We start from the raw sequence: 25,921 nt of genomic DNA, 5'->3' as shown, positions 1-25,921 counted from the left end.
GACCGTCGACAGCGGCCTTTCATGACCCCATGACCGACCATTTCTTCTCCCTTTTCACTGATCCCAGCCCGGTTGACCTGTTGCGCCAGCTGGTGGTGATCGTCCTCTCGCTGCTGGGTGGTGTCGGCCTGTCGCGCTGGCTGCGCGCGCGCTTCGTGCTGCCCTCCGACCAGGAAGAGCAGTCCCTGGTGATGCAGATCGGCGTCAAGAGCTTTGCCCGCGTGCTCTCACCGTTGCTGGCGCTAGGCCTGCTGACGGCCGCGTACTTCATCCTCAAGCGCGGCGGCCATGCTGTCTCGCTGTGGGAAATCATGTTCCCGCTGGCCGTCGCGCAGGTGGCAATGCGCTTCGTGTTCTATGTGTTGCGAGGGATCTTCGTCAAGGACGCCACCGTGGGCGCGCTGCTGCACCTGTCGGAAAAGCTGATCGCGCTGCTGGTCTGGCTGTGCGTGGTGCTGTGGATCACCGGCCTGTGGCCGGACTTCGTCGATTATCTCGATACCACCACGCTGCCGCTGGCGCGCCACAAGGTGTCGCTGCTGACCATGCTGCAGGGCGCGGCCTCGGTACTGGTGACGCTGATCATCGCCCTCTGGATAGGCACGGTGGTGGAGAACCGGCTGATGAAGTTCAGCGGCATGCACTCCTCGCTGCGTACGGTGGTGGCCCGCATGGCGCGTGCGCTGCTGATCCTGATCGCCTTCCTGGTCAGCCTGTCGCTGGTGGGGATCGACCTGACCGTGCTGTCGGTCTTCGGCGGTGCGCTCGGCGTGGGTATCGGTCTGGGCCTGCAGAAGATCGCCAGCAGTTATGTCTCCGGTTTCGTGATCCTGCTGGAACGCAGCATGGTCATCGGCGATATGGTTGCGGTGGAGAAATATTTTGGCAGGGTCACCCAGATCAATTCCCGCTACACCATCCTGGAAGGGCTGGACGGTATCGAGACGGTGTTGCCCAATGAGCTCTTTGTCTCCAATCCGGTACAGAACTATTCCTTGACGCATCGCATTGTACGTTTGTCTACACAAGTTACAATTCTGTACCAGGATGATGTGGAAACGGTCTTGTCCATCATGGAGCAGGCCGCACTTGGTGTAGAGAGAGTCTCCCAGCAGACCGCGCCGCATGCGCTGCTGATCAAGATCGGCGTCGATGGGCTGGATCTGGAGCTGGGGTTCTGGATCACCGATCCTGAAAACGGGCGCCTCAATGTCCTTTCCGACGTCAATCGTGCGATCTGGAAAGCCTTCAAGCAACATGGCATCCAGGTGGCCCATGCCAAGCGCGACATTCGCATCATGGATGAGCGGAGCTTCCGCCAAAGTACGCCCCAGGAAAATCCTGATGGTCCGGAGCCGAAGAATTCGCGTACAATACCCGGCACTTAAAAGAAAATAAAACCATTTTCACGGAACAAGTAATATCCCGATTTGTAGTCCGATAGTTGTTTTCTATTTGGAGTTGTACTGATGACCCTTGATGCGATCCTCGACTTTGTTGCCAACGGCCTGCTGCATGCATCCGGTTGGCAGATTGTCATCTACACACTGGTGATGACCCACATCACCATCGTGGGCGTGACTCTCTACCTGCATCGTTGCCAGGCGCACCGCGCGCTCGAACTGCACGCGATCCCCAGCCACTTCTTCCGTCTGTGGCTGTGGATGACCACCGGCATGGTGACCAAGGAATGGGCTGCCATCCACCGCAAGCACCACGCCAAGTGCGAGACCGAAGAGGACCCGCACAGCCCGCAGACCCGCGGCATCAACAAGGTGATGTGGCAGGGCGCCGAGCTCTACCGCAATGAGTCCAAGAATGCCGAGACCATGGAAAAGTTCGGTCACGGTACCCCGGACGACTGGATTGAACACAACATCTACAGCAAGTACGGCTGGCAGGGTGTGGGCATCATGCTGATCATCGACGTGCTGCTGTTCGGCGCCATCGGCCTAACGGTCTGGGCCGTGCAGATGGCCTGGATTCCCTTCTGGGCAGCCGGTGTGGTCAATGGCCTGGGTCACTTCTGGGGCTACCGCAACTACGATTGCAATGATGCAGCCACCAACCTGTTCCCGATCGGCATCATCATCGGCGGCGAGGAAATGCACAACAATCACCACACCTTCGGCACCTCGGCCAAGTTCTCGGCCAAGTGGTACGAGTTCGACATCGGCTGGATGTACATCCGCATCCTCGAAACCTTCGGCCTGGCCAAGGTCAAGAAGGTGGCTCCGGTGCCCAAGTTCGATCGCCAGAAGTCGGTGATCGACCTGGATACGCTGCAATCGGTCATTTCCAACCGTTACGACGTGACGGCCAAGTATGCCCGTTCGCTGAAGACCGCCTGGCAGGACGAGCTGGATCACCTGATCGAGAAGGCCAAGCTGGAATCGCGCTTCCTGAAGTCCTCCAAGAAGCTGCTGCAGCGTGAGCCGGGCCGCCTGGAAGATGGTCAGAAGCAGCAATTGTCCGAGCTCTTCGCCCACAGCAAGGCGCTGCAGACCATGCATGAAATGCGCATCGAACTGAGCGCCATCTGGGAGCGTTCGCATTCGACCCGCGAACAGCTGCTGCAGCAACTGCAGGACTGGTGTGCACGTGCCGAAGCCTCGGGCGTGAAGGCCCTGCGCGACTTCGCCCTGCGCCTGCGCAGCTACGCATGATTTTCCAGCCCGGTCAGGCCGGGATGTGAATGAAAAATCCCCGCAGAGCGATCTGCGGGGATTTTTTCATTGGGCGCCGCTCAGGGATATGAACAATCGTCCGCGCCGGGTCAGGGGCTGCAGCGGTCGTCGCGTCGCTTACCCCGCCAAGGTGGGACGTGGACGTAGCGTCCAATGACGAATGGCCGGCTGATCCCGCAGCCTTGTGCCCACTGCCGCGCAGGAAAAGCAGTGCTGCCTTCCAGGTGGTGGTCGCCGACCGGCGCCGGGCAATAAAAAACCCGCAGATCGCTCTGCGGGTTTTTTACTGGAATACCCAGAGACCGGGATCAATTACTTGATCTTGGTTTCCTTGTATTCGACGTGCTTGCGCGCCTTGGGATCGAACTTCATGATGCTGATCTTTTCGGGCGTAGTACGCTTGTTCTTGGTGGTGGTGTAGAAGTGACCAGTACCTGCGGTCGACTCCAGTTTGATTTTGTCGCGGCCGGATTTCGCCATGATAGATTTCCTTTACTCTGCTAATTAGACTTTTTCGCCACGAGCACGCAGATCGGCCAGAACGGCATCGATGCCGATCTTGTCGATCACGCGCAGGCCGGCGTTGGACAAACGCAGCGAAACCCAACGGTTCTCGGATTCGACGAAAATGCGGCGATTCTGCAGGTTGGGCAGGAAACGACGCTTGGTCTTGTTGTTTGCATGGGAAACGTTGTTGCCGACCATCGGCCCCTTCCCGGTGACTTGGCAGACACGTGCCATGTGAGACTCCTTAAAAATTTCCGAATTTGGGAAAAACGAGAGTATATGGAAAAAACTCAGCTTTTTCAATGACTTGCATAAAACAATTGTGTCTTGCCATTCCTGTTTGATTTAACAATTAGCAGAAGCATTGCTGTCAAGACCTGGTTCATCGGGCTCTCAGCCTTGTTCCATGCGGGTTTGCGGCTGGCCAGGCCTGCCTGCTTCACAGCCGGCCATGGTCGGCGAAGGAGTACACGAGTGTCTCGGCCACCACGAAATGGTCCAGCAGATCCACGTTGATCATCCCCAATGCCTCGTCCAGCGCCTTGGTGAGTTCCAGGTCGGCCTTGCTGGGCTCAGGGTCGCCCGAAGGGTGGTTATGGGCCACGATCACCGAGGCGGCATTGTGTCGCAGCGCCGCCTTGACCACTTCGCGCGGGTAGACCGCGGAATGATTGAGCGTGCCGCGAAACAATTCCTCGGTACCGATCAGGTGACCGCGCACATTGAGGAAGAGGGCGACGAAACTTTCACGTTCCTTGCCCTTGAACATCAGCTTCAGATAGTCGCCCACGGCGCAGCTGGAGTTCATGACCGATCGTTTCTTCAACTGTTCGTGGATCACGCGCCGCGACAGTTCCAGCGCCGCCCGCAACTGGCTGCATTTGGCCGGACCCAGGCCGTCGCCCAGGTCGCTGTTCTTGTGGGCGGCATCGAAGAGTTGATCAAGGGTGCCGAAACGCTGCAACAGTCCATGGGACAGGTCCATCACGTTCTTGCCGGGGATGCCCACCCGCAGGAAGATTGCCAGAAGTTCGGCGTCCGACAGGGCTGCCGGCCCATGCTGGATCAGGCGTTCGCGTGGCCGTTGTTCCTTGGGCCAGGCTGTCAGGGTCATGCTCATGTCGTTGTGCTCCTCTAAGAAGATGGAATGAAGATCACGAGGGGGTGGATTTGCGCAGGCGCAAGGACAGGGCAGGGAACTGCATGTGGAACCTCAGCGCCGTGAAGCCTCCAGCGGCGCGCCGGTCCAACGTGGCTTACAATAGCGGGTTCCTGTGCACCTTCGAATACCTGTCATGTCCAGCCCATCCGTCCCCGTCGTCACCGAAAACGCCTACCTCACACTGCATTACCGCCTGGCTTCGCTGGAGGGGGAAGATATCGTCAGCACCTTCAACGAAAACCCGGCCACGCTGCAATTCGGCCAGGGCCAGTTGGCCCCTTTCCTGGAAGCCTGCCTGCTGGGCCTGCCGGAAGGGGCGCACCAGACCTTCGAACTGGCGCCGGCCCAGGCCTTCGGCGAGCGCAGCGATGAACTGGTCCAGCGCATCTCGCGTGCCACGCTGGACGAGAACTCGTCCATGGACGAGCAATACCGCATCGGAGACCTGGTGGACTTCGCCGCCCCCGGTGGCGGCCGCTTCGCCGGCATCCTGCGTGCAATGGATGATGATGGCGCAATTTTCGACTTCAATCACCCGCTGGCCGGGCAGACGCTGAAGTTCGAGGTGAAAATCATAGGAATCCTGTAAGCGCCTCGATAATTGGCGATACTGCGCTCGCGATGTTTTGAAGAATCAAGGGAATTACCATGACCATGGCTAAAGCCGAATCCGAAATCCTGCTGGCCCAGCCCCGTGGTTTCTGCGCGGGCGTGGACCGCGCCATCGAGATCGTCGAACGCGCCCTGGCGCAGTTCGGCGCCCCCATCTATGTACGCCATGAGATCGTGCACAACGCCTATGTGGTCAATGACCTGCGCGCCAAGGGCGCAGTGTTCATCGAGGAACTGGCCGACGTGCCGGCCGGCAGCACTGTCATCTTCTCGGCACACGGCGTGTCCAAGGCGATCCAGGCCGAGGCGGCCGAACGCGGCCTGACCGTGTTCGACGCCACCTGTCCCCTGGTCACCAAGGTGCACATGGAAGTGGCCAAGATGCGCCGTGAAGGGCGCGAGATCATCATGATCGGCCACGCCGGCCACCCCGAAGTCGAAGGCACCATGGGCCAGACCGAAGGCGGCATGCATCTGGTGGAAACGGTGGATGACGTCGCGCGCCTGCAGGTGGCCGACCCGGCGCTGCTGGCCTATGTCTCCCAGACCACGCTGTCGGTGGACGACACAGCCGAGATCATCGCCGCCCTGCGCGAGCGCTTCCCGGCCATCTCCGAACCCAAGAAGGGCGATATCTGCTACGCCACCACCAACCGCCAGGAAGCCGTGAAGTTCATGGCGCCGCAAGTGGATGTGGTGATCGTGGTGGGCAGTCCCAACAGCTCCAACTCCAACCGCCTGCGTGAACTGGCCGAAAAGAAGGGCGTACCGGCCTTCATGGTCGACAACGCTGCCCTGATCGATCCGCAATGGATCAGCGGCCGCCAGCGTATCGGCGTCACTGCCGGCGCGTCTGCGCCGGAAGTGCTGGTGCAGGCCGTGATCGATCGCATCAAGGAAATCGGTGCCCGCAGCGTCCGTGTGCTGGAGGGGATCGAGGAAAACGTCACCTTCCCCCTGCCCAAGGGCCTGGGCGCGCGCGGCACGGCTGCCGAGACCCACTGAGTACCTGCGAGCTGGCGGCCGTATCGACTGTTGCGGCCGCCACAACCGCCCCAACCGCCCCAACCGCCCCAACCGCCCCCCAGGCTTGCTGACGCAAGCCTTTTTTATTGGGAATTCGCCTTGCCGGAGCCTGTTGCAGATTTGCCCCATGGTTCAATGGTCTTACCGCGATTTCTTGTGTAACAGCCGATTGTTTGTGCGCGATTGTTGGCCGCTTCTGCGTATAATTCCGCACCATTATCGACACGCCGCCCAAAAGGCGGCTCCCGCGCAAGCCCTCTCCAAAGAGGGCGGAGCGCCGCAAATGCGGCGCAACCAGAGACAGGGAGACACCACCATGCAAGTCCATCTGCCTACCGGCGCGCGCCGGTGCATCCGGTCCCGGCCGCCCAGTTGCCGCTCCGGTGGCGCTTCCTGGTCCAGCCCCCGCCGCCCTGGCGGCGACAGCAGCTGATCCCCACTTCATTTCCTCCCGAATTCGACGACTGTTTCGACGGTGCGCTATCGCCTTTTATAGGAAGGGTGATAACGCTATCCCGAACGCCGGGAACGGATTTTGCTAATCGACATGCTTTCGCGCGGTGTCCGCTTTGGTGCAGACCTGCGTGTTTTTATTGTTTCAATTTAGATCGAAGAGTTATTCATGGACATTTTCATCCAGCAGATCATCAACGGATTGGTGCTAGGCAGCATGTACGCACTGATCGCCCTGGGCTACACCATGGTGTACGGGGTGCTGAACCTGATCAACTTTGCCCACGGCGACATCCTGATGGTGGGGGCCATGGTGGGCCTGTCGCTGCTCAAACTGGTGCAGCATGTGGCACCGGACCTGCCGGGCATCGTCAAGCTGATCATCGCCATCGTCGGTGCGATCCCGGTGTGTATCGTGGTCAGTCTCCTGATCGAACGCATCGCCTACCGCCCGCTGCGCAATGCGCCGCGCCTGGCGCCGCTGATCACCGCCATCGGCGTGTCGATCCTGCTGCAGACCTTCGCCATGATGATCTGGGGCCGCAGCCCCTTGCCATTCCCGCAGGTCATGCCGTCCGACCCGGTGCACATCGCCGGTGCCCTGATCTCGCCGACCCAGATCATGCTGCTGATCCTGGCGCTGGCCGCCATGATCGGCCTGGTGCTGATCGTGGAAAAGACCAAGATGGGCCGCGCCATGCGCGCCACCGCCGAGAACCCGCGCATCGCCGGCTTGATGGGCGTGGACGCCAACCGCGTCATCATCGTCACCTTCGCCATCGGCGCGGCCTTAGCGGCCATCGCCGGTGTGATGTGGGCGGCCAACTATTCCACCGCACAGTTCGCCATGGGCTTCGTGCCCGGCCTGAAGGCCTTCTCGGCGGCGGTGCTGGGCGGCATCGGCAACATCTACGGCGCCATGCTGGGCGGCATCCTGCTGGGCCTGATCGAAAGCCTGGGGGCTGGTTACATCGGCGACCTGACCGGCAACTTCCTGGGCAGCAACTACCAGGACATCTTCGCCTTCATCGTGCTGATCATCGTGCTGACCCTGCGCCCCTCCGGGATCATGGGCGAGCGCGTGGCGGATCGAGCTTAAGACTCAAGACTTAAAAGTTAAAAACAGAACTTAGAGAATCGGAAGAGAACACTATGGCTCTCATGACCTTCGACATGAAGCGCAACCCGCAGCAGGCGCGCATCAGCCTGCTGGCGCTGTTGGCGCTGATGATCATCTTCCCCATGATTGCCCAGCATTTCGGCAATTCGTGGGTGCGCATCATGGATATGGCACTGCTCTACATCATGCTGGCCCTGGGCCTGAACGTGGTGGTGGGCTTCGCCGGCCTCCTGGACCTGGGCTACATCGCCTTCTACGCCATCGGCGCCTATACCGCCGGCCTGCTGGCCTCGCCGCAGTTCGCGGCGGTGATCGAGTCCTTCGTCAATACCTATCCCGACGTCGGCAACTTCCTGGTCTGGCTGTATGGTCCGCAGATCGTGCAGAACGGCATCCACCTCTCGCTGTGGCTGATCGTGCCGATCTCGGGCGTGCTGGCCGCCATCTTCGGCGCGCTGCTGGGGGCACCGACCCTGAAGCTGCGCGGTGACTACCTGGCCATCGTGACCCTGGGCTTCGGCGAGATCATCCGCATCTTCATGAACAACCTGAACGCCCCGGTCAACATCACCAACGGCCCGCAGGGGATCAACCTGATCGACCCGATCCGCGTCTTTGGCGTCTCGCTGGCCGGCGAGCCCGGTTCGGGTTCGATGGTGAAGGTCTTCGGCATGAGCCTGCCCTCGGTCAATGCCTACTACTACCTGTTCCTGGTGCTGTGCATCTTCGTGATCTTCTTCTCGGTGCGTCTGCAGGACTCGCGCCTGGGCCGTGCCTGGGTGGCCATCCGCGAAGACGAGATCGCCGCCAAGGCGATGGGCATCAACACCCGCAACGTCAAGCTGCTGGCCTTCGCCATGGGCGCCTCCTTCGGTGGCGTGGCCGGTGCCATGTTCGGCGCCTTCCAGGGTTTTGTGTCGCCGGAATCGTTCTCGCTCACCGAATCCATCGCCGTGCTGGCCATGGTGGTGCTGGGCGGCATCGGCCACATCCCCGGCGTGGTGCTGGGTGGCGTGATCCTGGCCGCATTGCCGGAAGTGCTGCGCCACGTGGTGGAGCCGCTGCAGATGGCCATCTTCGGCCGTGTCTGGATCGATGCCGAAGTGCTGCGCCAGCTGCTCTACGGCCTGGCCATGGTGGTCATCATGCTGACCCGCCCGGCTGGCCTGTGGCCCTCGCCGCGCCATGAAGACCGTCCCGAAGTGGACCATACCAAAGTCGGTACGACCGGCGAAGTCAAAGCCTAAGCTGGAGCACAGAACATGACACAGACACTGCTCAAGATCCGCGACGTCAGCAAGCGTTTCGGCGGCCTGCAAGCCCTGAACGGCGTGGGCATCACCATCGAGCGCGGCCAGATCTATGGCCTGATCGGCCCCAACGGTGCCGGCAAGACCACCTTCTTCAACGTCATCACGGGCCTGTATCAACCGGACACCGGCAGCTTCGAGCTGGACGGCAAGCCCTATAGCCCCAGCGCCCCGCACGAAGTGGCGAAGGCCGGCATCGCCCGTACCTTCCAGAACATCCGCCTGTTCGGCGAGATGACCGTGCTGGAAAACGTGATGGTCGGCTGCCACGTGCGCACCAAGCAGAACGTGTTTGGCGCGGTCTTCCGCCACAAGGCAGCCCGTGACGAAGAAGCGGCGATCCGCGCCAAGTCGCAGCAACTGCTGGACTTCGTGGGCATCGGCCAGTTCGCCAAGCGCACCGCGCGTCACCTGTCGTATGGCGACCAGCGTCGCCTGGAAATCGCCCGTGCCCTGGCCACCGACCCGCAACTGCTGGCCCTGGACGAACCGGCAGCCGGCATGAACGCCACCGAGAAACTGGGCCTGCGCGAGCTGCTGGTGAAGATCCAGGCCGAAGGCAAGACCATCCTGCTGATCGAACACGATGTGAAGCTGATGATGGGCCTGTGCAACCGCATCACGGTTCTGGACTACGGCAAGCCGATTGCCGAGGGCGTACCGGCCGACGTACAGAAGAACCCGGCGGTGATCGAAGCCTACCTGGGCGCAGGCCATTAAGCGAGACCACAGAACATGACAACGAACATCCTCAAAGTCGAACAACTGAGCGTGGCCTATGGCGGCATCCAGGCCGTCAAGGGTATTGCGCTGGAAGTCAACGAAGGCGAACTGGTGACCCTGATCGGTGCCAACGGTGCCGGCAAGACCACCACCCTGAAAGCCATCACCGGCACGCTGCCCAGCAGCAAGGTAGATGGCCACGTGTATTACATGGGCAATCCGCTCAAGGGCAAGAAGTCCTTCGAGCTGGTCAAGGACAAGCTGGCGATGGTGCCGGAAGGGCGGGGCGTCTTCACCCGCATGAGCATCCAGGAAAACCTGCTGATGGGTGCCTACACCAGCAATGACAAGGGCCAGATCCAGGCCGACATCGACCGCTGGTTCGAGGTCTTCCCGCGCCTGAAGGAACGTGCCGCGCAGATGGCCGGTACCTTGTCGGGTGGCGAACAGCAGATGCTGGCCATGGCGCGTGCGCTGATGAGCCACCCCAAGCTGCTGTTGCTGGACGAGCCCTCGATGGGTCTGTCGCCGATCATGGTGGAGAAGATCTTTGAAGTGATCCGCAATGTGTCGGCCCAGGGCATCACCATCCTGCTGGTGGAACAGAACGCCAAGCTGGCGCTGGAGGCGGCGCATCGCGGTTACGTGATGGAGTCCGGCCTGATCACCATGGAAGGCGAGGCCAAGCAGATGCTGGATGATCCACGGGTCAAGGCGGCTTACCTGGGTGAGGGTTGATCATTGGCATTCGTGACGATGCGATAGTGCATTGACTGCATCTTTCATGATGCATGAGATGCAGATCATGCAGGCGAAAAAATAGCGCAGCCAGGCTGCGCTATTTTTTTGTCCGTCACTTCGCCGTCACCTCGGTATGCCGGGTGCGCCTAGCACGCGACGGTGTGGGGTATCAGGCCGCCTTGCGTGCCTTCACCTGATTGCGCAGGCTGCGTACCTTGTCGTGATTGGCCAGCACACCTTGATACTGGCGCTCCACGATCAGGCGGATATCGGTGGGCAGGTCTTCACTCAAGGCCTTGCGGTAGGCGTTGACGGCGGCATCTTCGCCGCGTTCGCATTCGTCCAGGATGCTCTCGTCATCACGCCCGGTGATGGCGCTCTTCAGGTTGACCCACTGGCGATGCAGGGTGCCGCCCAGCGTGCTGTGGCTAGCCGGTTCACCACCCAGCCGGCGTACCAGATCCTGCAGGTCCAGCGCCGTCTGCGCACATTCGGTGGCGCGCACCATGAAGGTGTCCTTGTAGGGGATGTAGCGCTCCTGTGCGTCGTCGGCACAGGCGCGGAAACCCTTTTCGCCGTCGATGGAAATCTGGATCAGGTCGTTGAGCGTGGAAATCAGGTGATCGTTGGTCATGTTGCTCTCCTTTCTCGCTTGTTTTACGCCGTTTGACACCGGCCGGCGGCCTGCTGGCGGCGCGGCCGGCGGTACGGGGCGGATCAGTGGACGAACAGATAGATCAGCACCAGCAGGAAAGCCGGAACGCCACACAGCCATGCCAGGAAATACTTGCCCATGATGTTCTCCTTCTTGTTTATCGGATTCAGTTGGGTGGACGCCGCTCCCGATGCAGGATGCCTGCGAGCCTGGGAGTCGGCGCTGCTTTTCGATTGCATGCTGTCATCCTATGAGTCCACTCCCGTGATTTCCATCGGACGGCGGCGCAAGCGCATGTAGGAAACAGCCCTGCTTTCCCTTCCGCAAGCATCCTGGAAAAAATCCGCTCGCAAGCCTCTATCCGGAATATGCCGGAATGCCGCAATCCCAATGCCGACAAGACTTTGCGCTTTGTCCTACAAGACAATCGGCAGGCGTCCTATAGAGCCCGACAGTAGGGCCTCGCTATCATTTTTCCCATGCTGCACAGGTTTCACGGCGCAACGGTGCAAGGCCTGATGGCCTGGCCCGGCCGATGATCCGCAGTCCCGGATGAGCCGGGGCCGGATCAAAGATGTGATCCCCGACCACCCTGACCACGAGGAGACGCACCATGAACAAGAAGACCATCACCGGCCAATTCCAGTTTGCCCTGGGCAAAGTCCAGGAAGGCGTCGGTAGCGTGCTGGGCAATGTGCAGCTGCAACGTGCCGCCCAGCGCCGCCAGATGGATGGTCGCATCATGCACGCGGTCGGCGAGGCGCAGGATCTGATCAAGCGTTCCCTGCGCCAGCGCGCGGGTTCGGTGTGAGGCCGGTGTAAATCAGGCATCAGCCATCAGCTATTACCTGCGGGAGACGAGATGAGTATTGCCAGAAAATTGTTGTGGGCTGCCGGCATGGCCGGGGTCGCCGTCTGCGCCACCCTGCGTGTACTGGCCCGTGATGCAGCGCGTCGTGACCAGCGCCAGCAGAGCCTGGCACTGCAGCGCTGGGAAGACGAAGGCGGCAGCGCCCGCACCGTGGCCCAACGTGGCCGCCGTGGCGCCGATAACGGCGGCAGCCGCGGCAGCCGCGGTAGCCGCGCCGTGCGGTAGTGCAGCACCCTGGCGGCTGGCTCTTTGTCCTACAAGGCAATCGGGCTGGCGCCGATAGCGAGCGCAACAGGGGCTCAGTATCTTGAACCTACTCGCTGACGTGATGAAGGACGTAACGAAAGCAAGCAATGCTGATGCATTGAAAACGGTAAGAAAACCGTAAGTGAAGACTCACAAGAACTCACAAGCAACGAAGGCGCCGGAGACTGCGTCGCACTATCGCAATCACCAGGAAAGTCGCCGGCACGATGAAGAACAACGGAGGAGGAGATCATGGACAAGCTCGTGCTCGGATGGCTTCTGGGTGTGCCGGTGCTGATGCTGATCGTTCTGCAGTACCTGATGTGAGCAGATTCTGAAGGCGCGAACGACGCTATCGACGCTATCAGCGCGTGCCATTGAACCCGAAACGAATACATGGAGGGCAAGTATGCAAGCCAACAAATTCAAGACCGTCCGAAGCGATGTGCAATCGCTGCTGCAACAAGCCCAGGACCTGTTCGCCGAAGCGGCCAACACCACCGGCAAGAAGGCCGATGACCTGCGTGCCACCGCCCAGGATCTGCTGGAGCAGGCCCTGAGCACCGCCCAGGATGCACAGGCCGCCGTGGTGGAAACCGGTCGTCAGATCGTCACCAGCACCGATGATTACGTCCAGTCCAATCCGTGGCGTGCCATTGCCATCGGCACCGGTATCGGCCTCCTGGTCGGTCTGGCCGTCGGTCGCTGCGCTGACCACGACTGATTTCCCATGCCGTTGCGATGCCTGCGCGGCATCACGGCTGCAGCCAGGCGCTCCGCATGCGGGATACAGGACAACACCCCCGTAGCGAAGTGCATTAGTCAAGAAACCGGAGAAAAGGAATGACCACCATGACCAAGAATCCCCCGAAGACCGACGTCAAGAAAAAAGCCGATTTCCACCTGGACAAGGAAGCCATTCGCGCCGCCGCCAAGAAGATCGATGACGGTGCCGTGACCGAAGGCTATCGCGGCAACCGCGAGGAAGTCGTCGCCATGCTCAACGATGCGCTGGCTACCGAGCTGCTGTGCGTGATGCGCTACAAGCGTCACTACTACACCGCCAAGGGCCTGGAAATCGAGGCCATCAAGGGTGAGTTCCTGCAGCACGCTCAGGAAGAGCAGAGTCACGCTGACCAGATTGCCGAGCGCATCGTGCAGCTCAATGGCGAGCCGGATTTCAACCCGAAGACCATCGCCGAGCGCAGCCATGCGCAGTATGACGAGTCCTCCGATATCAAGGACATGATCCGCGCCAACCTGGTGGAAGAGCGTGTGGCCATCGAGGCCTACCGCCAGATGATCGAGCGCATCGGTGACGACGATCCGACCACCAAGCATATGCTGATCCAGATCATGGCGCAGGAAGAAGAACACGCTGATGACATGAGCGATCTGCTGGGTCTGTAAATCCGGCAACCGTTGCAAGCTTGGGCGCGAGAGCGCAAGCGAGAAGGTAACGAGAACGTAACGAGAACGTAACGAGGGGCCATCCCCCTCGATCTGAACCCCAACCCACAACGAGGAGATCACCATGAACTGGGACATCGTGGAAGGAAACTGGAAGCAATTCAAGGGCAAGGCCAAGGAACAGTGGGGCAAGCTGACCGACGACGACCTCGACGTCATCGCCGGCAAGCGTGACCAACTGGCCGGCCGCGTGCAGGAGGCCTATGGCGTGAGCAAGGACGAAGCCGAGAAGCAGATCCGTGATTTCGAGGATCGCAACAAGGACTGGCGTCAGTAAGCCGCCTGCCGCGAGCAAGCCCGCACCGGAGTTGGAGTGAGTGTGAGTGAGACCGTGAGCAGCAAGCGCAAGTGAAATCGCAGGACCGCAACATCGTAGTACGCAGGCCGCTCACCCGGCCTGCATAAGAATACGGCCCCAGGCCGCAACCCAGGCTGTCAAAGCAAACCATGAGGAAGGACAACACAATGAAAAAAATCATCGCAACCATGATCTTCGGCGCTGCCGCCATCGGCATGCACGGCGCAGCCTTCGCAGCTGATCCGGCTGCCGCACAATACAAGGCCGACAAGTCGCGCGCCGATGCCGACTATAAGGCAGCCAAGAAGAAATGCGGTCCTTTGAAGGGTAACGACCAGGACGTGTGCGAGAAGGAAGCCAAGGCCGCCCACGAATCGGCAATCGCTGATGCCAAGGCCAAGCGTAAGGGTAGCGAAGCCGACAAGGATGCGCGCAAGGACAAGAACGATGCCAACTATGACGTCGCCAAGGAAAAGTGCGACGCCCTGAGCGGCGATGCCAAGGACAAGTGCGTGGCCAACGCCAAGGCCAAGTACGGCAAGTAATCCGGGTTCTTCGGCCGTAGGCCGATAAACCATCGATTGACCATCGATTGACGATCATGCGGTTTGCGCCCGGCAGATAGTCCGTGGCGCGGCCGCCAGACCAGGCTTATCCCCCAACAACATAGGAGTTTCATCATGTCGCTGACCAAAATGTCCCTGACCAAGCGTTTCCTCGGTTTCTTCCTGGCCCTGTTCATGGTTTCCCTGGTGGGCTGCGCATCCAGCCCGGGCAAGGAAGGCACCGGCGAATACGTCGATGACGCCGTCATCACCACCAAGGTGAAGGCCGCCATCTTCAACGAGCCGAACCTGAAGTCCGCTGAAATCAATGTCGAAACCTACAAGGGCGTGGTCCAGCTGTCCGGTTTCGTTTCCAGCTCCACCTCGGCTGCCCGTGCTACCGAACTGGCCCGTGGCGTCAAGGGTGTGGTCTCGGTGCGTAACGACCTGCGTCTGAAGCAGTAAGGTCGGGAACTTGTGAGCGCGTGACCGGTCTGTTGACCGGTCCGCGCTTGTCCCGCTTGAGGACTTGCTGCTTGCAGAGCGTCTCGGACCGATCCGGTGCGTTCCGCAAGAAGACAGGTCAGGTGCAGTCGGGTATAGTTGGAATCCGTTGCTGCCGGGCATGCGCGAAGCCGGCCAGGGAAGGGCGGCGCGGCGGGAAAGCGGGTAGATCCCGTGGACTTGATTACCGCGTAAAACGGCGTAAAACCAGAGTACAACTACAAATCGTACCAAGCAGCGCCCACGGCGCTGGCGTTTCAATTCACTGCTCAAAATTGCCATGACAAAAATACTTGTAGTCGATGACCACGCGGTCGTACGGGCAGGTGTACATCATTTCATTTCGGAAATACCGTCGATGGAAATCGGCGGCGAGGCCAGTACGGCGGAAGAAGCCATCCGTCTGGTGCGTACCCAGGACTGGGACATCGTCCTGCTCGACATCGCAATGCCCGACAAGAGTGGCGTTGAAGTCTTGAAGCAGATCAAGCGGGAAAAGCCGGAGTTGCCGGTGCTCATGCTGTCCATGCACCCAGAGAGCCGCTATGCGGTGCAGGTGCTGCGCAGCGGTGCATCCGGCTACGTGCAGAAGGAGGCGCTGGCCACCGAGCTGGTCAACGCCATCAATACCATCCTGCGTGGTCACAAGTACATCAGCTACGGCGTGGCCGAGCTGCTCACCAGCGAGCCGGTGGATTCCGAAAAGCCGCTGCACGAGACGCTTTCGCAGCGGGAATACGAGATTTTCTACAAGCTGGGTCAAGGGCAGGGCGTGACCCAGATCGCCGACGAGCTGTGCCTGTCGGTAAAGACGGTCAGTACCTATCGTTCGCGCGTGCTGCAGAAGATGAGCATGACCAATAACGCGGACATCATTTATTACGCGATCAAGAACAACCTGATCGACTGAGATCCGGCGACCCGGGCGGTTCCGGCCAGGCAGCACAGGCTGCAGAGGCTGCATGAACCAGACGGGGGCGCAGGCAAGGAAGAGTGGTACATCGCATCATGGACGACATTCTCAACATCAGGCCCCAGCGCGACGGCGACGGGACGATCCTGCGGCTCTTCCTGGTGGAAGATTCGGAGGACGTGCGGGACCTGATCGTCGAGAGTCTGGCCGAAATTGCCGGCGTGCGCCTGGTGGGCTACGCCGAGACCGAGCTGGAAGCCCTGCGTCATCTGCAGCAGAACAGCTATGACGTGCTCATCCTGGACATCCAGTTGAAGCAGGGCAACGGCATGAGCCTCTTGCAGTCGCTGGCGCGCTCCAATACGCGCCGCCAGAGCGAGGTGAAGGTGGTCTTCAGCAATCACGTCAGCCCGACCTATCGGCGCGTGGGCGTGCAATGCGGCGTACAGCACTTCTTCGACAAGTCCTCCGAACTGCCGCTGCTGTGTGACCTGTTGCAGGAATTGGCCAAGCAGAAGGGGGGCAAGTCCGGGCGGACCTCGTCGAGCAACAATTCGCCGCAAGGGCCGGCCCAGGCCGGTGGGGTATAGGCAGGATTTTGCTGCATAATTTGTGCAGCCAACGATCGCGGCGCCAGGGCTGTTCGGCGCGACCGCGGTGCACCAGACAACGAGAACCGATCATGGCACGCAGCCTGCCCGGAGTCCGAAAGACCCTGACGCAGGCTTGATGTCCGAAACGTACGGACAGCGCGGACAGCACGGATCGCACAAGAACGAGGGATTCCCGACGATGCAGAAGAACCAAGACGGACTTCGTCCGTCCTCCGCCGACATCCAGAACAGCGCATCGGTCGAGTATTTCGCGGCATCGCACGCCAATTACAGCGGCATGGTGACACTGGCCATGGGCCTGTCCATGGCCGTGATCCTGCTGGGCATCGTGGTGCTGCTGACCGGTTTCCTGGGTGAGGAGTACCGGCGACTGCTGTCAGGCCTGCTGGCCGTGCGTGAACTCACGGCCGGTGGTTTCATCGTGGGCGCCCTGGCGCTCTACCTCAATTGCATGAATTCTGCGGTACGCCGGCCCCTGCTGCGGCGCATCGCCGTCGGGCTGGCGGTGCTGCTGCTGGTCGGCGGGCTGGCGTCTCTGGCGCACGGTGTCATGTACGCGCTGGGCTGGCTGCCGCTGGAGGGCGCTGACACGATTTCGCCTCTGGCGATCCCGCCCTTGCTGTCGCTGGGCTTTGTGCTCATGGCGACCGCCTTGCTGCTGCATGACTGGCGCTTGCTCGGCGGCTACTATCCGGCCGAATACCTGGCCTTTGCCCTGATTGCGCTGTCCGCCATTCCGCTGGTCGGTTATCTGTACGACGTCAGCCAGTTCATCTATCTCGATTTCCCGCTGCCGGTGTCGTTGCTCTCGGCGCTGGTGTTCGCACTGCTGGGGGCGGCCTTGCTCATGGCACGCCCGGCGCATGCCCTGATGGCGGTGATCATGCGCATCGCGCCGGGCGGCCAGATGTTGCGCCATCTGTTGCCGCAGACGCTGTTCCTGCTGCTGGCCTTCAGCCTGTTGCTGAACTGGGGCATGACGCACGGCTGGATCGTGCCGGAGCTGGTCTTGCCGACGCTGACCCTGATCAATGGCGCGATCGTGCTCTTCATCTTCTGGGGCTCGGCCAGTCGGCTGGATAGCGAATACGGCGAGCGTACCCGCAATGCCCAGAAACTGGCCGAGACCAGCGCCTTGTTGAACGCCGTGAGCGAAAGCACCAGCGACCCGATCTTCGTGAAGAATCGCCAGGGCCTGATGATCTTCGCCAACCCAGCCACCCTGCATAAGCTCGGCAAGACCTGGGAAGAGACCATGTACCGTTCCAGCCGCGAGCTTTTCCTGGTGCAGGAAGAGGCCGATACGGTGGACCGCGATGACCGTCGTGTCATGGCTTCGGGCAAGCCCGAGAAGCTGGAACAGACCCTCCACCTGCCGGAGGGCGTGGTCACCTTCCAGACCGCCAAGGTGCCCTGGTTCGGCAAGGATGGCAGCGTGCAGGGCGTCATCGGCATCAGCACCGACATTACCGAACGCAAGCAGGCCGAGGATGAACTGCGCCAGCGCGAGAGCCAGCTGGAAAAGACCGTGATCCAGCGTACCGCCCTGCTGCGCGAACTGACCAATCACCTGGAAACCGTACGCGAAGAAGAGAAGCGCGCTATCGCCCGCGAGCTGCACGACAACATGGGCGCCTCCCTGACGGCCCTGTCGATGCACCTGGAAGGGGTCTACCAGATCCTGCCGCCGGATGAAAAATGGGCCGACCGCAAGACCCGCATGCAGGGCCTGATGAAGTCACTGGTGGCCACCACCCGACGCATCCAGACTGAACTGCGGCCCAATACCCTGGACCTGTTCGGTCTGAAGGCGGCGATCTCGGAACAGCTCGACGAGCTGCACGAGCGCACCGGCATCGCCTGCCATGCCAGCCTGCCCGATGAAGACGTGGATGTGGGCCACGAGATGGAGATTGCCATCTACCGCATGCTGCAGGAGATGCTCAACAACGTCACCAAGCATGCCAAGGCCAGCAAGGTGGATGTGATCCTCGATATCGACGAAGACCACGTGGCCCTGACCGTGCGCGACGATGGCGTGGGCATCCCCGAAGAGCGGCGCGACAACCACAAGACCTACGGCCTGCGCGGCCTGCGCGAGCGGGCCACCTTCTTCGGTGGCGAGGTCGATATCCGCTCTACGCCAGGCAAGGGGGCCTTGATCAGCATCAGCCTGCCGATCCGTCCGGAGCTGGCGCCCAGCGAGGCCTGAGCGGCGCAAACCGAGTCCTTTCCCGCACATCCATCACCCTTCCGAAAGCCGCCTCCAGGGCGGCTTTCTGCGTTTTTGTGAGGATTTTTCGGCACCGCTTTTCCTGCATGGTTTTTCGTTTTTTCCTACGCGCGAAAGGGCGACTCTCTTATGGGCCTGCCACAGGCTCATCGATACCATGGACTCATCGTCGCAGTCTGACCCGAAGGGCGGACCAGGCGGCGGTGCCGGCAAGCAGGCAGGAATGTCCTGACGTTGCAGCCGGGACCTATCAGGCAATCAACCACAAAGGAGCCATCATGAACAAGGATCAAGTCAAGGGTAGCTTGAAGGAAGTGGCAGGCAAGGTGCAAGAGAAGACCGGTGAGCTGACCGGCAATACCAGCCAGCAGGTCAAGGGCGCTGCCAAGCAGGTGGAAGGCAACGTCCAGAAGTCCTATGGCGATGCCAAGGAAGCTGCAAAGAACTAAGTGAAGTGGGCGCGCCGTCGCCGTGAATGCCGCCCGGGTTCTGAGGATTCTGAGGAGCCCAAGGCATTTGCGGTGGCCGGCGGGATGGCAATGTAGGAATCTTCCTACGCCAGAATCGGAAACGGCTGATTTTGTGTTGCAGCAATTTCCGCGACCATGTCGTCATGGTGCTGGTAGAGCCGGGAAATGCAAAAGAGTTCTCGGGTTGCCGCATGAAATTTTTGCTCACCGCCAAGAAGGGACCCCTGAAAGGGCAGACCATGAAAAAAACAGTCGGTATTTGCATGCTGGTAGCCGTCTCGGCACTTGCCTCCTCCGCTTATGCAGCACCCCGTCAGGCTGATGACAGCGCAGCGCGCTGGTCGGCCTCCACGATGGATCGTCACATGCCGGTCGATGCGACCCGCATGCAGAAGGCAGGTCAAAAGAAGTTCCGGTACATGGACATGGCCGAAGGCCGTCGTTCCCGGTTCATGCGCGAAGCTGTCCTGCTCTATGGGCAAGAGGCTGGTGCATGCACCCCGGACGTCGCCCGCGAAGCCGCCAAGGCTGCGCCGCAAGCTCCGGCTGCGCGCGTGATCATGCGTCCGATGACCTGATGCCGGTCCGGCAATCCGTTCGTTGGACTCTATTCGACAATGAGGAAGGAGTAGTCATGAAAACAATTCAAAAACTGGCAGTGACTTCGGTAGCCATCTTTGCCTTTTCCGCGATGACCGGCTGCAGCAACATGTCCGCGCGCGACAAGAACACAGCCATCGGTGCAGGTGCTGGTGCGGTGGGCGGTGCAGTGCTCACCGGTGGTAGCGCCATCGGTACCGTCGGCGGCGCCGCCGTGGGTGGCGTGATCGGTAACCAGGTGGGCAAGTAAGCCAGGCCTTACACCAGGCTGGCAGCGCTGCCAGCCACACCGTGCGGGCTATCGAGGCCTGCACGCACGGAATGCGTCAAACGCCGCAACGATGTCCATCGTTGCGGCGTTTTCCATTTGTGGCTTGCACTTGGGGCCGGCGCAGGGGCAACGCCTGCAGCCAGGCAGCCGGGCTACAGGCTAACCCGGCATTGGCTCAGGAGGCGGGCTTGGCGCCGGTCGCCTTGTAGTCGTCATAGATGCGCCGGGCGCGCGCCGCATCGTCCTTGCGGGCTGCGGCGGCTTCCTTGCGGCAGGTGCTGGCCTGCTTGCCACGCTGTGCCTTGCAGTCGGCCAATGCCTCGGCGTAGGCAGCGGCGGTCTCCTGGTTGAGATTGCGCAGCCGTTCCTTGGGAGTGTCGGCGTTCTGATACCAGCGGGCTGGATCGCCATTGGCCAGCTTGTCCTCGCCGGCGTGGCTGGATGCGGCCGTCAGCATGGACAACGCGGCCAGGCAAACGGGCAGGGAGGATGCGAGGAATTTGTTCTTCATCTGTTATAGGCCTCATCACGCAAACGCGAAAACTTCATGGGGATGGGCCATCTGCCGTGCCCGCAGCGTATAACAAGCCAGCTGGACACAAGGCAAACGGCGCGGTCGGTGACAGGGCACCGACCGCGCCGTGTTCCCTTCCGCAGGCCGATGGTATCAGGCTTGCATCCGGGAGGGGAGGGTCGCGGGGAAAGCGTCAGGGGCGCTGGCAGCAGGGCGGAGTCAACCGCCTTGCTACCGCCCCGTCTTATATCTTCCCGAGCAGCAACAGGATCAGCAGGATGATGACGATGGTGCCGGCGATACCGCTGGGACCATAGCCCCAACCGCGGCTGTGCGGCCAGGCCGGGATCACGCCGAGCAGGATCAGGATCAGGACGATGAGCAGGATGGTGCCGAGGGTCATGGAGTTTCTCCTTTGTTATTGAATTCGTTCTTGCCCGCCAGGGTGCAAGCGCCGGGTCGTTCGTTGTTGCTCGTTATTGCTTGATGATGCTCGTTGATGCTGAGCCATCATAGGCCCCGTCCCGCTGTCCCCGCGATCAGCGCCCGTCGCAATATGCTGTAGGAAAACCCGGCAATGCCGGGTAGGCGGGCGCCTCGGGCCGTCCCCACCGGTGGCCCGCAATGGGCCGCTGATCACTCCGCCTTGCCGCCAACTTGGTGCAAAGCACAAATGAAGTGCGGCCCGAGCTCATGTTGACGGTGCGAGCCCCCCTCGCCGGACCTGTCGTGAGTCTTGGTCATGGCGCCGTCAGTGCAGGCCGGGTGCGGCTTTGCGGGCGATTATCATGCGCTGGCACAGTCTTTGCTGAATTGACGACATAGCGCAGAGAGTGCGCAACAGATGTGAAGGTGTGACCAACGGCGGTCGCATCGTCCCGGACAAAGGCGTCTTCCGACATGGTCATCCATGACGGGACACGCCTTTTTTTTGTTGATGGCTTTCGTCAATGTCAATTCGCAACGCAAGGGGAAGGGTGCTATGGAATTCAACGCTCAGGCGGACCAGGCAGGCAAGCTCGCAGATATCGAACCAGCCACGCCGGCAGGGACGGTCGACATGGTGGACGGCAAGCGCCGCAAGCTGATACAGGGTGCAGGCCTGGCGGCCGGGACCGGCATGCTGGGACTGACCAGCGGCGGCGCCTGGGCCGCCGGTTCGGACAAACCGGAAAAGGAAGAGGTCAAGATCGGCTTCATTCCCCTGACCGACTGCGCTTCGGTGGTGATGGCCTCGGTGCTGGGCTTCGACAAGAAGTACGGCATCAAGATCGTCCCCAGCAAGGAAGCCTCCTGGGCCGGCGTGCGCGACAAGCTGACCAATGGCGAGCTGGATGCGGCGCACGTGCTCTATGGCCTGATCTACGGCGTGCAGATGGGCATCGGCGGGCAGAAGAAGGACATGGCCGTGCTCATGGGCCTGAACCACAACGGCCAGGCCATCACGCTATCCAAGAAGCTGGCCGACAAGGGCGCCGTCGATGGCGCTTCGCTGGCCAAGCTGATGCAGACCGACAAGCGCGAATACACCTTTGCCCAGACCTTCCCCACCGGCACCCACGCCATGTGGCTGTATTACTGGCTGGCCGCCAACGGCATCCATCCGATGAAGGATGCCAAGGTGATCACCGTGCCGCCGCCGCAGATGGTGGCCAATATGCGGGTGGGCAACATGGACGGCTTCTGCGTGGGCGAGCCCTGGGGCCATCGCGCCATCGTCGACGGCGTGGGCATCACCGCCATCACCACCCAGGACATCTGGAAGGACCACCCGGAAAAGGTGCTGGGTACCTCACTGGAGTTCGTCCAGAAATACCCCAATACCTGCCGCGCCATGATGGCCGCCATCCTGGACGCCAGCAAATGGATCGACGCCTCGCTGGCCAACAAGAACAAGATGGCCGAGGTCATCGCCGACAAGTCCTATGTCAACACCAGCAAGGACGTGATCGACCAGCGCATCCTGGGCCGCTACCAGAACGGGCTGGGCAAGACCTGGGACGACCCCAACTACATGAAGTTCTACGACGAAGGCCAGGTCAACTTCCCCTTCCTGTCGGACGGCATGTGGTTCATGACCCAGCATCGCCGCTGGGGCCTGCTCAAGAGCGATCCGGACTACCTCGCCGTGGCCAAGTCGGTGAACCAGATCGATCTCTACAAGGAGGCCGCCGCCATGACCAAGACGCCCCTGCCCAAGGAAGTCATGCGCAGCTCCAAGCTGGTCGATGGCGTGGTATGGGACGGCAAGAATCCGGCTGCCTATGCGCAGTCCTTCAAGATCAAGGTGTAAGCCTCGGCGGCCAGCGCAGGCAGTGCAGCCAAAGCGCTGGCCGTCACAGTGAAGTGTCATCAGCAAGGGGAAAGCGATGAGTGCAGTCATGGAAAACATCATGGGCGATAACGCCAAGCCCGCCGGCAACAGCCAGGTTGCAGCAGTGGCTGCGGCCAGCCAGGCGCAGCCGGCATCGGTAGCACCTGCCACCACGACCAGGGTGAGCAGCGCCAGGAAGCGCCTGGCCGCAGGCGGACTGTTCATGCGGGTGGTGCCCCCGGTCCTGGGCGTGGCGCTCTTGGTACTGGTGTGGCAGATCATTGCCATGAAGACCGCAAGTTTCCCCACGCCATGGGTCACCCTGAAGGAGGCCGGCGTGATGTTTTCCGATCCCTTCTATCGCAACAGCCCCAATGACCAGGGCATAGGCTGGAACGTGCTGGCCTCCTTGCAGCGGGTCGGCATGGGCTTCGGCCTGGCGGCGCTGGTGGGCATCCCGCTGGGGTTTGCCATCGGCCGGGTGGAGTTCCTCTCGCGCATGTTCGGCCCCATCATCAGCCTGTTGCGCCCGGTTTCGCCACTGGCCTGGTTGCCCATCGGGCTGCTGGTGTTCAAGTCGGCCAATCCGGCGGCGATCTGGTCGATCTTCATCTGCTCGATCTGGCCGATGATCATCAACACCGCCGTGGGCGTGCAGCGGGTGCCGCAGGATTACATGAACGTGGCGCGCGTGCTGAACCTGTCGGAGTGGAAGGTGCTGACCAAGATCCTGTTTCCCTCGGTATTGCCTTACATGCTGACTGGCGTGCGCCTGTCCATCGGCACCGCCTGGCTGGTCATCGTGGCCGCCGAGATGCTGACCGGTGGCGTGGGCATCGGCTTCTGGGTGTGGGACGAATGGAACAACCTGAACGTGCCGCACATCATCATCGCCATCGTCGTCATCGGGGTGGTGGGGCTGGTGCTGGAACAATTGCTGGTGGCGCTGGCCAAGGCCTTTACCTATGAACAGGTCAACAACTGAACAGGCGGGAGCACATCATGGATAACATCAACGGCAAATTCATCGACATCCACGGCGTGGAGATGGTGTTCCATACCAGGAAGGGTGACTTCCACGCGCTGCGCGAGATCAACCTGACGGTGGCCAAGGGCGAGTTCATTACCCTGATCGGCCACTCCGGCTGCGGCAAGTCGACCCTGCTCAATCTCATCGCCGGCCTGCTCAAGCCCAGCGACGGCGTGCTCCTGTGCGCCAATCGCGAGATCGGTGGCCCGGCCCCGGAGCGGGCGGTGGTGTTCCAGAACCATTCGCTGCTGCCCTGGCTGACCTGCTATGAAAACATCTACCTGGGCGTGGAACGCGTCTTCGGTGCCAGCGAAAACCGCACGCAACTGCGCGACCGCACCCGCGCCGCGCTGGCGCTGGTGGGTCTGGGCGCGGCCGAGACCAAGCGTCCCAATGAAATCTCCGGCGGCATGAAGCAGCGCGTAGGCATTGCCCGCGCCCTGGCAATGGAGCCCAAGGTCCTGCTGATGGACGAGCCTTTCGGCGCCCTCGATGCACTGACCCGCGCGCACCTGCAGGATGAACTGCTCAAGATCGTGGCCAAGACCGAATCGACCGTGGTCATGGTGACCCATGACGTGGACGAGGCGGTACTGCTGTCGGATCGCATCGTCATGATGACCAACGGCCCGGCCGCCACCATCGGCGAAGTGCTGGAAGTGAAGCTGGCCCGGCCGCGTGACCGGGTGACGCTGGCGCAGGACGCGCAGTATGGCCTGTACCGCACCGCGGTGCTGGAATTCCTGTATCGCAAGCAGGCCCATCCGGCACGCGAGGCGGCCTGAGTCGCCCTGGCCTGTAGTCTGGGCCCCGGCCCTCGCGCAGGCGCGCAGATGCTCAGTGTGTTGCGCGCCTGTCCGCTTTTCGTTGCATCGTTGGAAGGAAGCCTGCCATGTCCACCCTGGCCTTGATCGATACCGCACCCGACCGCGCGGCCGAGGATGCATCCACCGTGCCGTTGTCGGGAGAAGTCTTCGGCGCCATGATCAATCTTTCCGGGCGCCGCCGTTTCACCTCACAGCGCCTGGTGCTCTACGCAGTGCTGGCCTCGCAGGGGCAGCAGGGAGCCTGTGCTACCGCCCGCGAGGCGCTGGCCCTGTTCAGCAATGCCCATGCGGCCCTGCTCAAGCGGTCGGGTGATTTGCCCGGGGTGTTCTGCCCCGAGCTGGAAGAGGTCTATTACGGGCGGCCAGCCGGTGACGCCCGCATCACCGCATTTGCCGCGCTGGCGCAGCGCACCCTCAACGCCATCGAAGACCGTCTCAAGAGCGGGCCCGAGCTGCTGGCACAACTGGTGCAGGAGACCACGCCGCTGCTGGGCGTGCTCAACGAGATCACGGCGGTCTACGAGGCGCAGTCCAGGAAGCATGCGCGGCTCATGCGCGAGCAGTTGCGCGGGATCATGACCGACATCGAGGTCATCGCCCGTGAAGCCAAGATGGTGGCCTTCAATGCGCGCATCGTGGCGGCCCGTTCGGGGCAGGCGGGCAAGGAATTCTCGGTGGTGGCCGGCGTGCTCTCCAACATCACCGGCGAGATCGATGAGCTGGTCAAGGAAGCCCTGAGCGGCGCAGCGGCCTGAGTGGGTCTCAGGGGAATTCAGCGATTTTCAGCGGGTTTCAGTGGATATCACACTTCGCGCCTGCAGGCAGCCCAGGCCACCAGCAACCAGGCGGCCAGGAAGGCCGCCCCACCCAGGGGCGTGATGGCGCCCAGGATGCGTGTTCCTGTCAGCGCCAGCAGGTAGAGGCTGCCGCTGAAAACGACGATGCCGGCCAGCATCAGATTGCCGGCCCAGCGCATCGCAGCACCGGCCATGCGCGGCATGAGCAGGGCGATGGCGATCATGCCCAGTGCGTGCATGACCTGGTAGGTCACGGCGGTATGCCAGATCGCCAGCATCTCTTCCGAAATCATCCGCTTCAGGCCGTGCGCGCCAAAGGCGCCACAGCCTACGGCGATGAACATGTTGATGGCGCCGGCGGCGATCAGGGTGCGTTCTTTCATCGGTGGCTTTCTTCGTATCCGGGGC

At 61.5% G+C, this 25,921-nt stretch carries 33 protein-coding genes; 25 read left to right on the top strand and 8 right to left on the bottom strand.

Translation table 11 applies throughout. The features are described 5' to 3' along the window. Window positions 1-29: 29 nt before the first annotated feature. Together ACEOAC_RS19850 and ACEOAC_RS19845 are read left to right on the top strand one after the other, a co-directional pair. Entirely contained in the window at window positions 30-1,388 is a 1,359-nt protein-coding gene (locus ACEOAC_RS19850) for a mechanosensitive ion channel family protein (protein ID WP_241811522.1), read from the top strand. Window positions 1,389-1,469: 81 nt separating this feature from the next. Next, window positions 1,470-2,666, top strand: a complete 1,197-nt coding sequence (locus ACEOAC_RS19845) for an acyl-CoA desaturase (protein WP_006463732.1) — start codon at window positions 1,470-1,472, stop codon at window positions 2,664-2,666. 333 nt (window positions 2,667-2,999) lie between these two features. Here ACEOAC_RS19845 and rpmG read toward each other — a convergent pair whose 3' ends face one another. The 3 genes from rpmG to radC all read right to left on the bottom strand — a co-directional run bounded on the left by rpmG (window position 3,000) and on the right by radC (window position 4,308). Next, a complete protein-coding gene (gene rpmG / locus ACEOAC_RS19840) occupies window positions 3,000-3,167 on the bottom strand; it encodes a 50S ribosomal protein L33 (RefSeq protein WP_006463731.1) in 168 nt (55 codons plus the stop codon). Window positions 3,168-3,191: 24 nt separating this feature from the next. Next, entirely contained in the window at window positions 3,192-3,428 is a 237-nt protein-coding gene (gene rpmB / locus ACEOAC_RS19835; RefSeq protein ID WP_006463730.1) for a 50S ribosomal protein L28, read from the bottom strand. Window positions 3,429-3,633: 205 nt separating this feature from the next. Then, on the bottom strand, window positions 3,634-4,308 hold the full coding sequence (gene radC / locus ACEOAC_RS19830; protein ID WP_413444070.1) for a RadC family protein: 675 nt from the start codon (window positions 4,306-4,308) through the stop codon (window positions 3,634-3,636). A 181-nt stretch (window positions 4,309-4,489) separates the two neighbouring features. On the opposite strand from radC, the gene ACEOAC_RS19825 reads away from it, so the two are divergent. The 6 genes from ACEOAC_RS19825 (at window position 4,490) to ACEOAC_RS19800 (ending at window position 10,338) form a co-directional block, all read left to right on the top strand. After that, complete coding sequence (locus ACEOAC_RS19825) at window positions 4,490-4,945, top strand: FKBP-type peptidyl-prolyl cis-trans isomerase (RefSeq protein ID WP_006463728.1); 456 nt, start codon at window positions 4,490-4,492, stop codon at window positions 4,943-4,945. Window positions 4,946-5,004: 59 nt separating this feature from the next. Beyond that, window positions 5,005-5,973, top strand: coding sequence for a 4-hydroxy-3-methylbut-2-enyl diphosphate reductase (gene ispH, locus ACEOAC_RS19820; protein WP_413628541.1), 969 nt, complete (start codon window positions 5,005-5,007; stop codon window positions 5,971-5,973). Between the two features lie 643 nt (window positions 5,974-6,616). Next, on the top strand, window positions 6,617-7,546 hold the full coding sequence (locus tag ACEOAC_RS19815; RefSeq protein WP_039877283.1) for a branched-chain amino acid ABC transporter permease: 930 nt from the start codon (window positions 6,617-6,619) through the stop codon (window positions 7,544-7,546). Window positions 7,547-7,599: 53 nt separating this feature from the next. Then, window positions 7,600-8,814 (top strand): ABC transporter permease subunit, encoded by a 1,215-nt coding sequence (locus ACEOAC_RS19810; protein ID WP_077235383.1) that lies wholly within the window; start codon window positions 7,600-7,602, stop codon window positions 8,812-8,814. Between the two features lie 15 nt (window positions 8,815-8,829). Next, entirely contained in the window at window positions 8,830-9,597 is a 768-nt protein-coding gene (locus ACEOAC_RS19805) for an ABC transporter ATP-binding protein (RefSeq protein WP_284079431.1), read from the top strand. A gap of 15 nt (window positions 9,598-9,612) precedes the next feature. Then, a complete protein-coding gene (locus ACEOAC_RS19800; protein ID WP_006464706.1) occupies window positions 9,613-10,338 on the top strand; it encodes an ABC transporter ATP-binding protein in 726 nt (241 codons plus the stop codon). A 172-nt stretch (window positions 10,339-10,510) separates the two neighbouring features. Here the strand turns inward: ACEOAC_RS19800 and ACEOAC_RS19795 are convergent, their stop codons facing one another. Further along, window positions 10,511-10,975, bottom strand: a complete 465-nt coding sequence (locus ACEOAC_RS19795; protein ID WP_077237642.1) for a PA2169 family four-helix-bundle protein — start codon at window positions 10,973-10,975, stop codon at window positions 10,511-10,513. An 83-nt stretch (window positions 10,976-11,058) separates the two neighbouring features. Further along, window positions 11,059-11,235 carry a hypothetical protein gene (locus tag ACEOAC_RS19790; RefSeq protein WP_413445823.1) on the bottom strand — a complete coding sequence of 59 codons (177 nt, stop codon included), beginning with the start codon at window positions 11,233-11,235 and terminating at the stop codon, window positions 11,059-11,061. Window positions 11,236-11,609: 374 nt separating this feature from the next. Between ACEOAC_RS19790 and ACEOAC_RS19785 the strand changes: the two genes are divergently transcribed. The 13 genes from ACEOAC_RS19785 (at window position 11,610) to ACEOAC_RS19725 (ending at window position 20,010) form a co-directional block, all read left to right on the top strand. Then, a complete protein-coding gene (locus tag ACEOAC_RS19785; RefSeq protein ID WP_006464708.1) occupies window positions 11,610-11,807 on the top strand; it encodes a CsbD family protein in 198 nt (65 codons plus the stop codon). 51 nt (window positions 11,808-11,858) lie between these two features. Next, complete coding sequence (locus tag ACEOAC_RS19780) at window positions 11,859-12,092, top strand: hypothetical protein (protein ID WP_241813828.1); 234 nt, start codon at window positions 11,859-11,861, stop codon at window positions 12,090-12,092. A 430-nt stretch (window positions 12,093-12,522) separates the two neighbouring features. Next, on the top strand, window positions 12,523-12,837 hold the full coding sequence (locus ACEOAC_RS19775) for a DUF883 family protein (protein WP_006464710.1): 315 nt from the start codon (window positions 12,523-12,525) through the stop codon (window positions 12,835-12,837). Window positions 12,838-12,956: 119 nt separating this feature from the next. Continuing rightward, window positions 12,957-13,523 carry a ferritin-like domain-containing protein gene (locus tag ACEOAC_RS19770; protein WP_006464711.1) on the top strand — a complete coding sequence of 189 codons (567 nt, stop codon included), beginning with the start codon at window positions 12,957-12,959 and terminating at the stop codon, window positions 13,521-13,523. 124 nt (window positions 13,524-13,647) lie between these two features. Further along, window positions 13,648-13,860, top strand: coding sequence for a CsbD family protein (locus ACEOAC_RS19765; RefSeq protein ID WP_006464712.1), 213 nt, complete (start codon window positions 13,648-13,650; stop codon window positions 13,858-13,860). Between the two features lie 188 nt (window positions 13,861-14,048). Next, complete coding sequence (locus ACEOAC_RS19760; protein WP_102664530.1) at window positions 14,049-14,426, top strand: cell envelope biogenesis protein TolA; 378 nt, start codon at window positions 14,049-14,051, stop codon at window positions 14,424-14,426. Between the two features lie 135 nt (window positions 14,427-14,561). Next, the gene (locus ACEOAC_RS19755; RefSeq protein WP_008326489.1) at window positions 14,562-14,891 is read left to right on the top strand and encodes a BON domain-containing protein; all 330 of its coding nucleotides are present in this window, start codon (window positions 14,562-14,564) and stop codon (window positions 14,889-14,891) included. A 319-nt stretch (window positions 14,892-15,210) separates the two neighbouring features. Then, window positions 15,211-15,840: a response regulator transcription factor gene (locus ACEOAC_RS19750; RefSeq protein ID WP_006464715.1), complete on the top strand. Its 630-nt coding sequence runs from the start codon at window positions 15,211-15,213 to the stop codon at window positions 15,838-15,840. A gap of 98 nt (window positions 15,841-15,938) precedes the next feature. Further along, window positions 15,939-16,433 (top strand): response regulator, encoded by a 495-nt coding sequence (locus ACEOAC_RS19745; RefSeq protein WP_208399268.1) that lies wholly within the window; start codon window positions 15,939-15,941, stop codon window positions 16,431-16,433. Window positions 16,434-16,635: 202 nt separating this feature from the next. Further along, complete coding sequence (locus ACEOAC_RS19740) at window positions 16,636-18,669, top strand: PAS domain-containing protein (RefSeq protein ID WP_234295734.1); 2,034 nt, start codon at window positions 16,636-16,638, stop codon at window positions 18,667-18,669. Window positions 18,670-18,968: 299 nt separating this feature from the next. Next, on the top strand, window positions 18,969-19,139 hold the full coding sequence (locus ACEOAC_RS19735; RefSeq protein WP_006464718.1) for a CsbD family protein: 171 nt from the start codon (window positions 18,969-18,971) through the stop codon (window positions 19,137-19,139). Window positions 19,140-19,303: 164 nt separating this feature from the next. Then, window positions 19,304-19,738, top strand: a complete 435-nt coding sequence (locus ACEOAC_RS19730) for a hypothetical protein (RefSeq protein WP_413444947.1) — start codon at window positions 19,304-19,306, stop codon at window positions 19,736-19,738. Window positions 19,739-19,794: 56 nt separating this feature from the next. Further along, a complete protein-coding gene (locus ACEOAC_RS19725) occupies window positions 19,795-20,010 on the top strand; it encodes a glycine zipper 2TM domain-containing protein (protein ID WP_006464720.1) in 216 nt (71 codons plus the stop codon). 196 nt (window positions 20,011-20,206) lie between these two features. On the opposite strand, the gene ACEOAC_RS19720 is transcribed toward ACEOAC_RS19725, so the two are convergent. Together ACEOAC_RS19720 and ACEOAC_RS19715 are read right to left on the bottom strand one after the other, a co-directional pair. Next, on the bottom strand, window positions 20,207-20,542 hold the full coding sequence (locus tag ACEOAC_RS19720; RefSeq protein WP_006464721.1) for a hypothetical protein: 336 nt from the start codon (window positions 20,540-20,542) through the stop codon (window positions 20,207-20,209). Between the two features lie 247 nt (window positions 20,543-20,789). Beyond that, complete coding sequence (locus ACEOAC_RS19715; RefSeq protein ID WP_006464722.1) at window positions 20,790-20,948, bottom strand: DUF3309 family protein; 159 nt, start codon at window positions 20,946-20,948, stop codon at window positions 20,790-20,792. A gap of 579 nt (window positions 20,949-21,527) precedes the next feature. Between ACEOAC_RS19715 and ACEOAC_RS19710 the strand changes: the two genes are divergently transcribed. The 4 genes from ACEOAC_RS19710 (at window position 21,528) to ACEOAC_RS19695 (ending at window position 25,471) form a co-directional block, all read left to right on the top strand. Continuing rightward, entirely contained in the window at window positions 21,528-22,838 is a 1,311-nt protein-coding gene (locus tag ACEOAC_RS19710) for a CmpA/NrtA family ABC transporter substrate-binding protein (RefSeq protein WP_413445175.1), read from the top strand. 76 nt (window positions 22,839-22,914) lie between these two features. After that, on the top strand, window positions 22,915-23,844 hold the full coding sequence (gene ntrB / locus ACEOAC_RS19705) for a nitrate ABC transporter permease (RefSeq protein ID WP_413445174.1): 930 nt from the start codon (window positions 22,915-22,917) through the stop codon (window positions 23,842-23,844). 17 nt (window positions 23,845-23,861) lie between these two features. Next, window positions 23,862-24,674, top strand: coding sequence for an ABC transporter ATP-binding protein (locus tag ACEOAC_RS19700; protein ID WP_343652414.1), 813 nt, complete (start codon window positions 23,862-23,864; stop codon window positions 24,672-24,674). Window positions 24,675-24,781: 107 nt separating this feature from the next. Beyond that, a complete protein-coding gene (locus ACEOAC_RS19695) occupies window positions 24,782-25,471 on the top strand; it encodes a methyl-accepting chemotaxis protein (RefSeq protein WP_077237649.1) in 690 nt (229 codons plus the stop codon). Window positions 25,472-25,518: 47 nt separating this feature from the next. Here ACEOAC_RS19695 and ACEOAC_RS19690 read toward each other — a convergent pair whose 3' ends face one another. Beyond that, the gene (locus tag ACEOAC_RS19690; RefSeq protein WP_006464727.1) at window positions 25,519-25,896 is read right to left on the bottom strand and encodes a DUF423 domain-containing protein; all 378 of its coding nucleotides are present in this window, start codon (window positions 25,894-25,896) and stop codon (window positions 25,519-25,521) included. Window positions 25,897-25,921: the final 25 nt, after the last annotated feature.

This window comes from Herbaspirillum frisingense, from assembly GCF_047325095.1.
GTDB lineage: Bacteria > Pseudomonadota > Gammaproteobacteria > Burkholderiales > Burkholderiaceae_D > Herbaspirillum > Herbaspirillum frisingense.
This window is presented reverse-complemented; position numbering and strand designations above follow the sequence as displayed.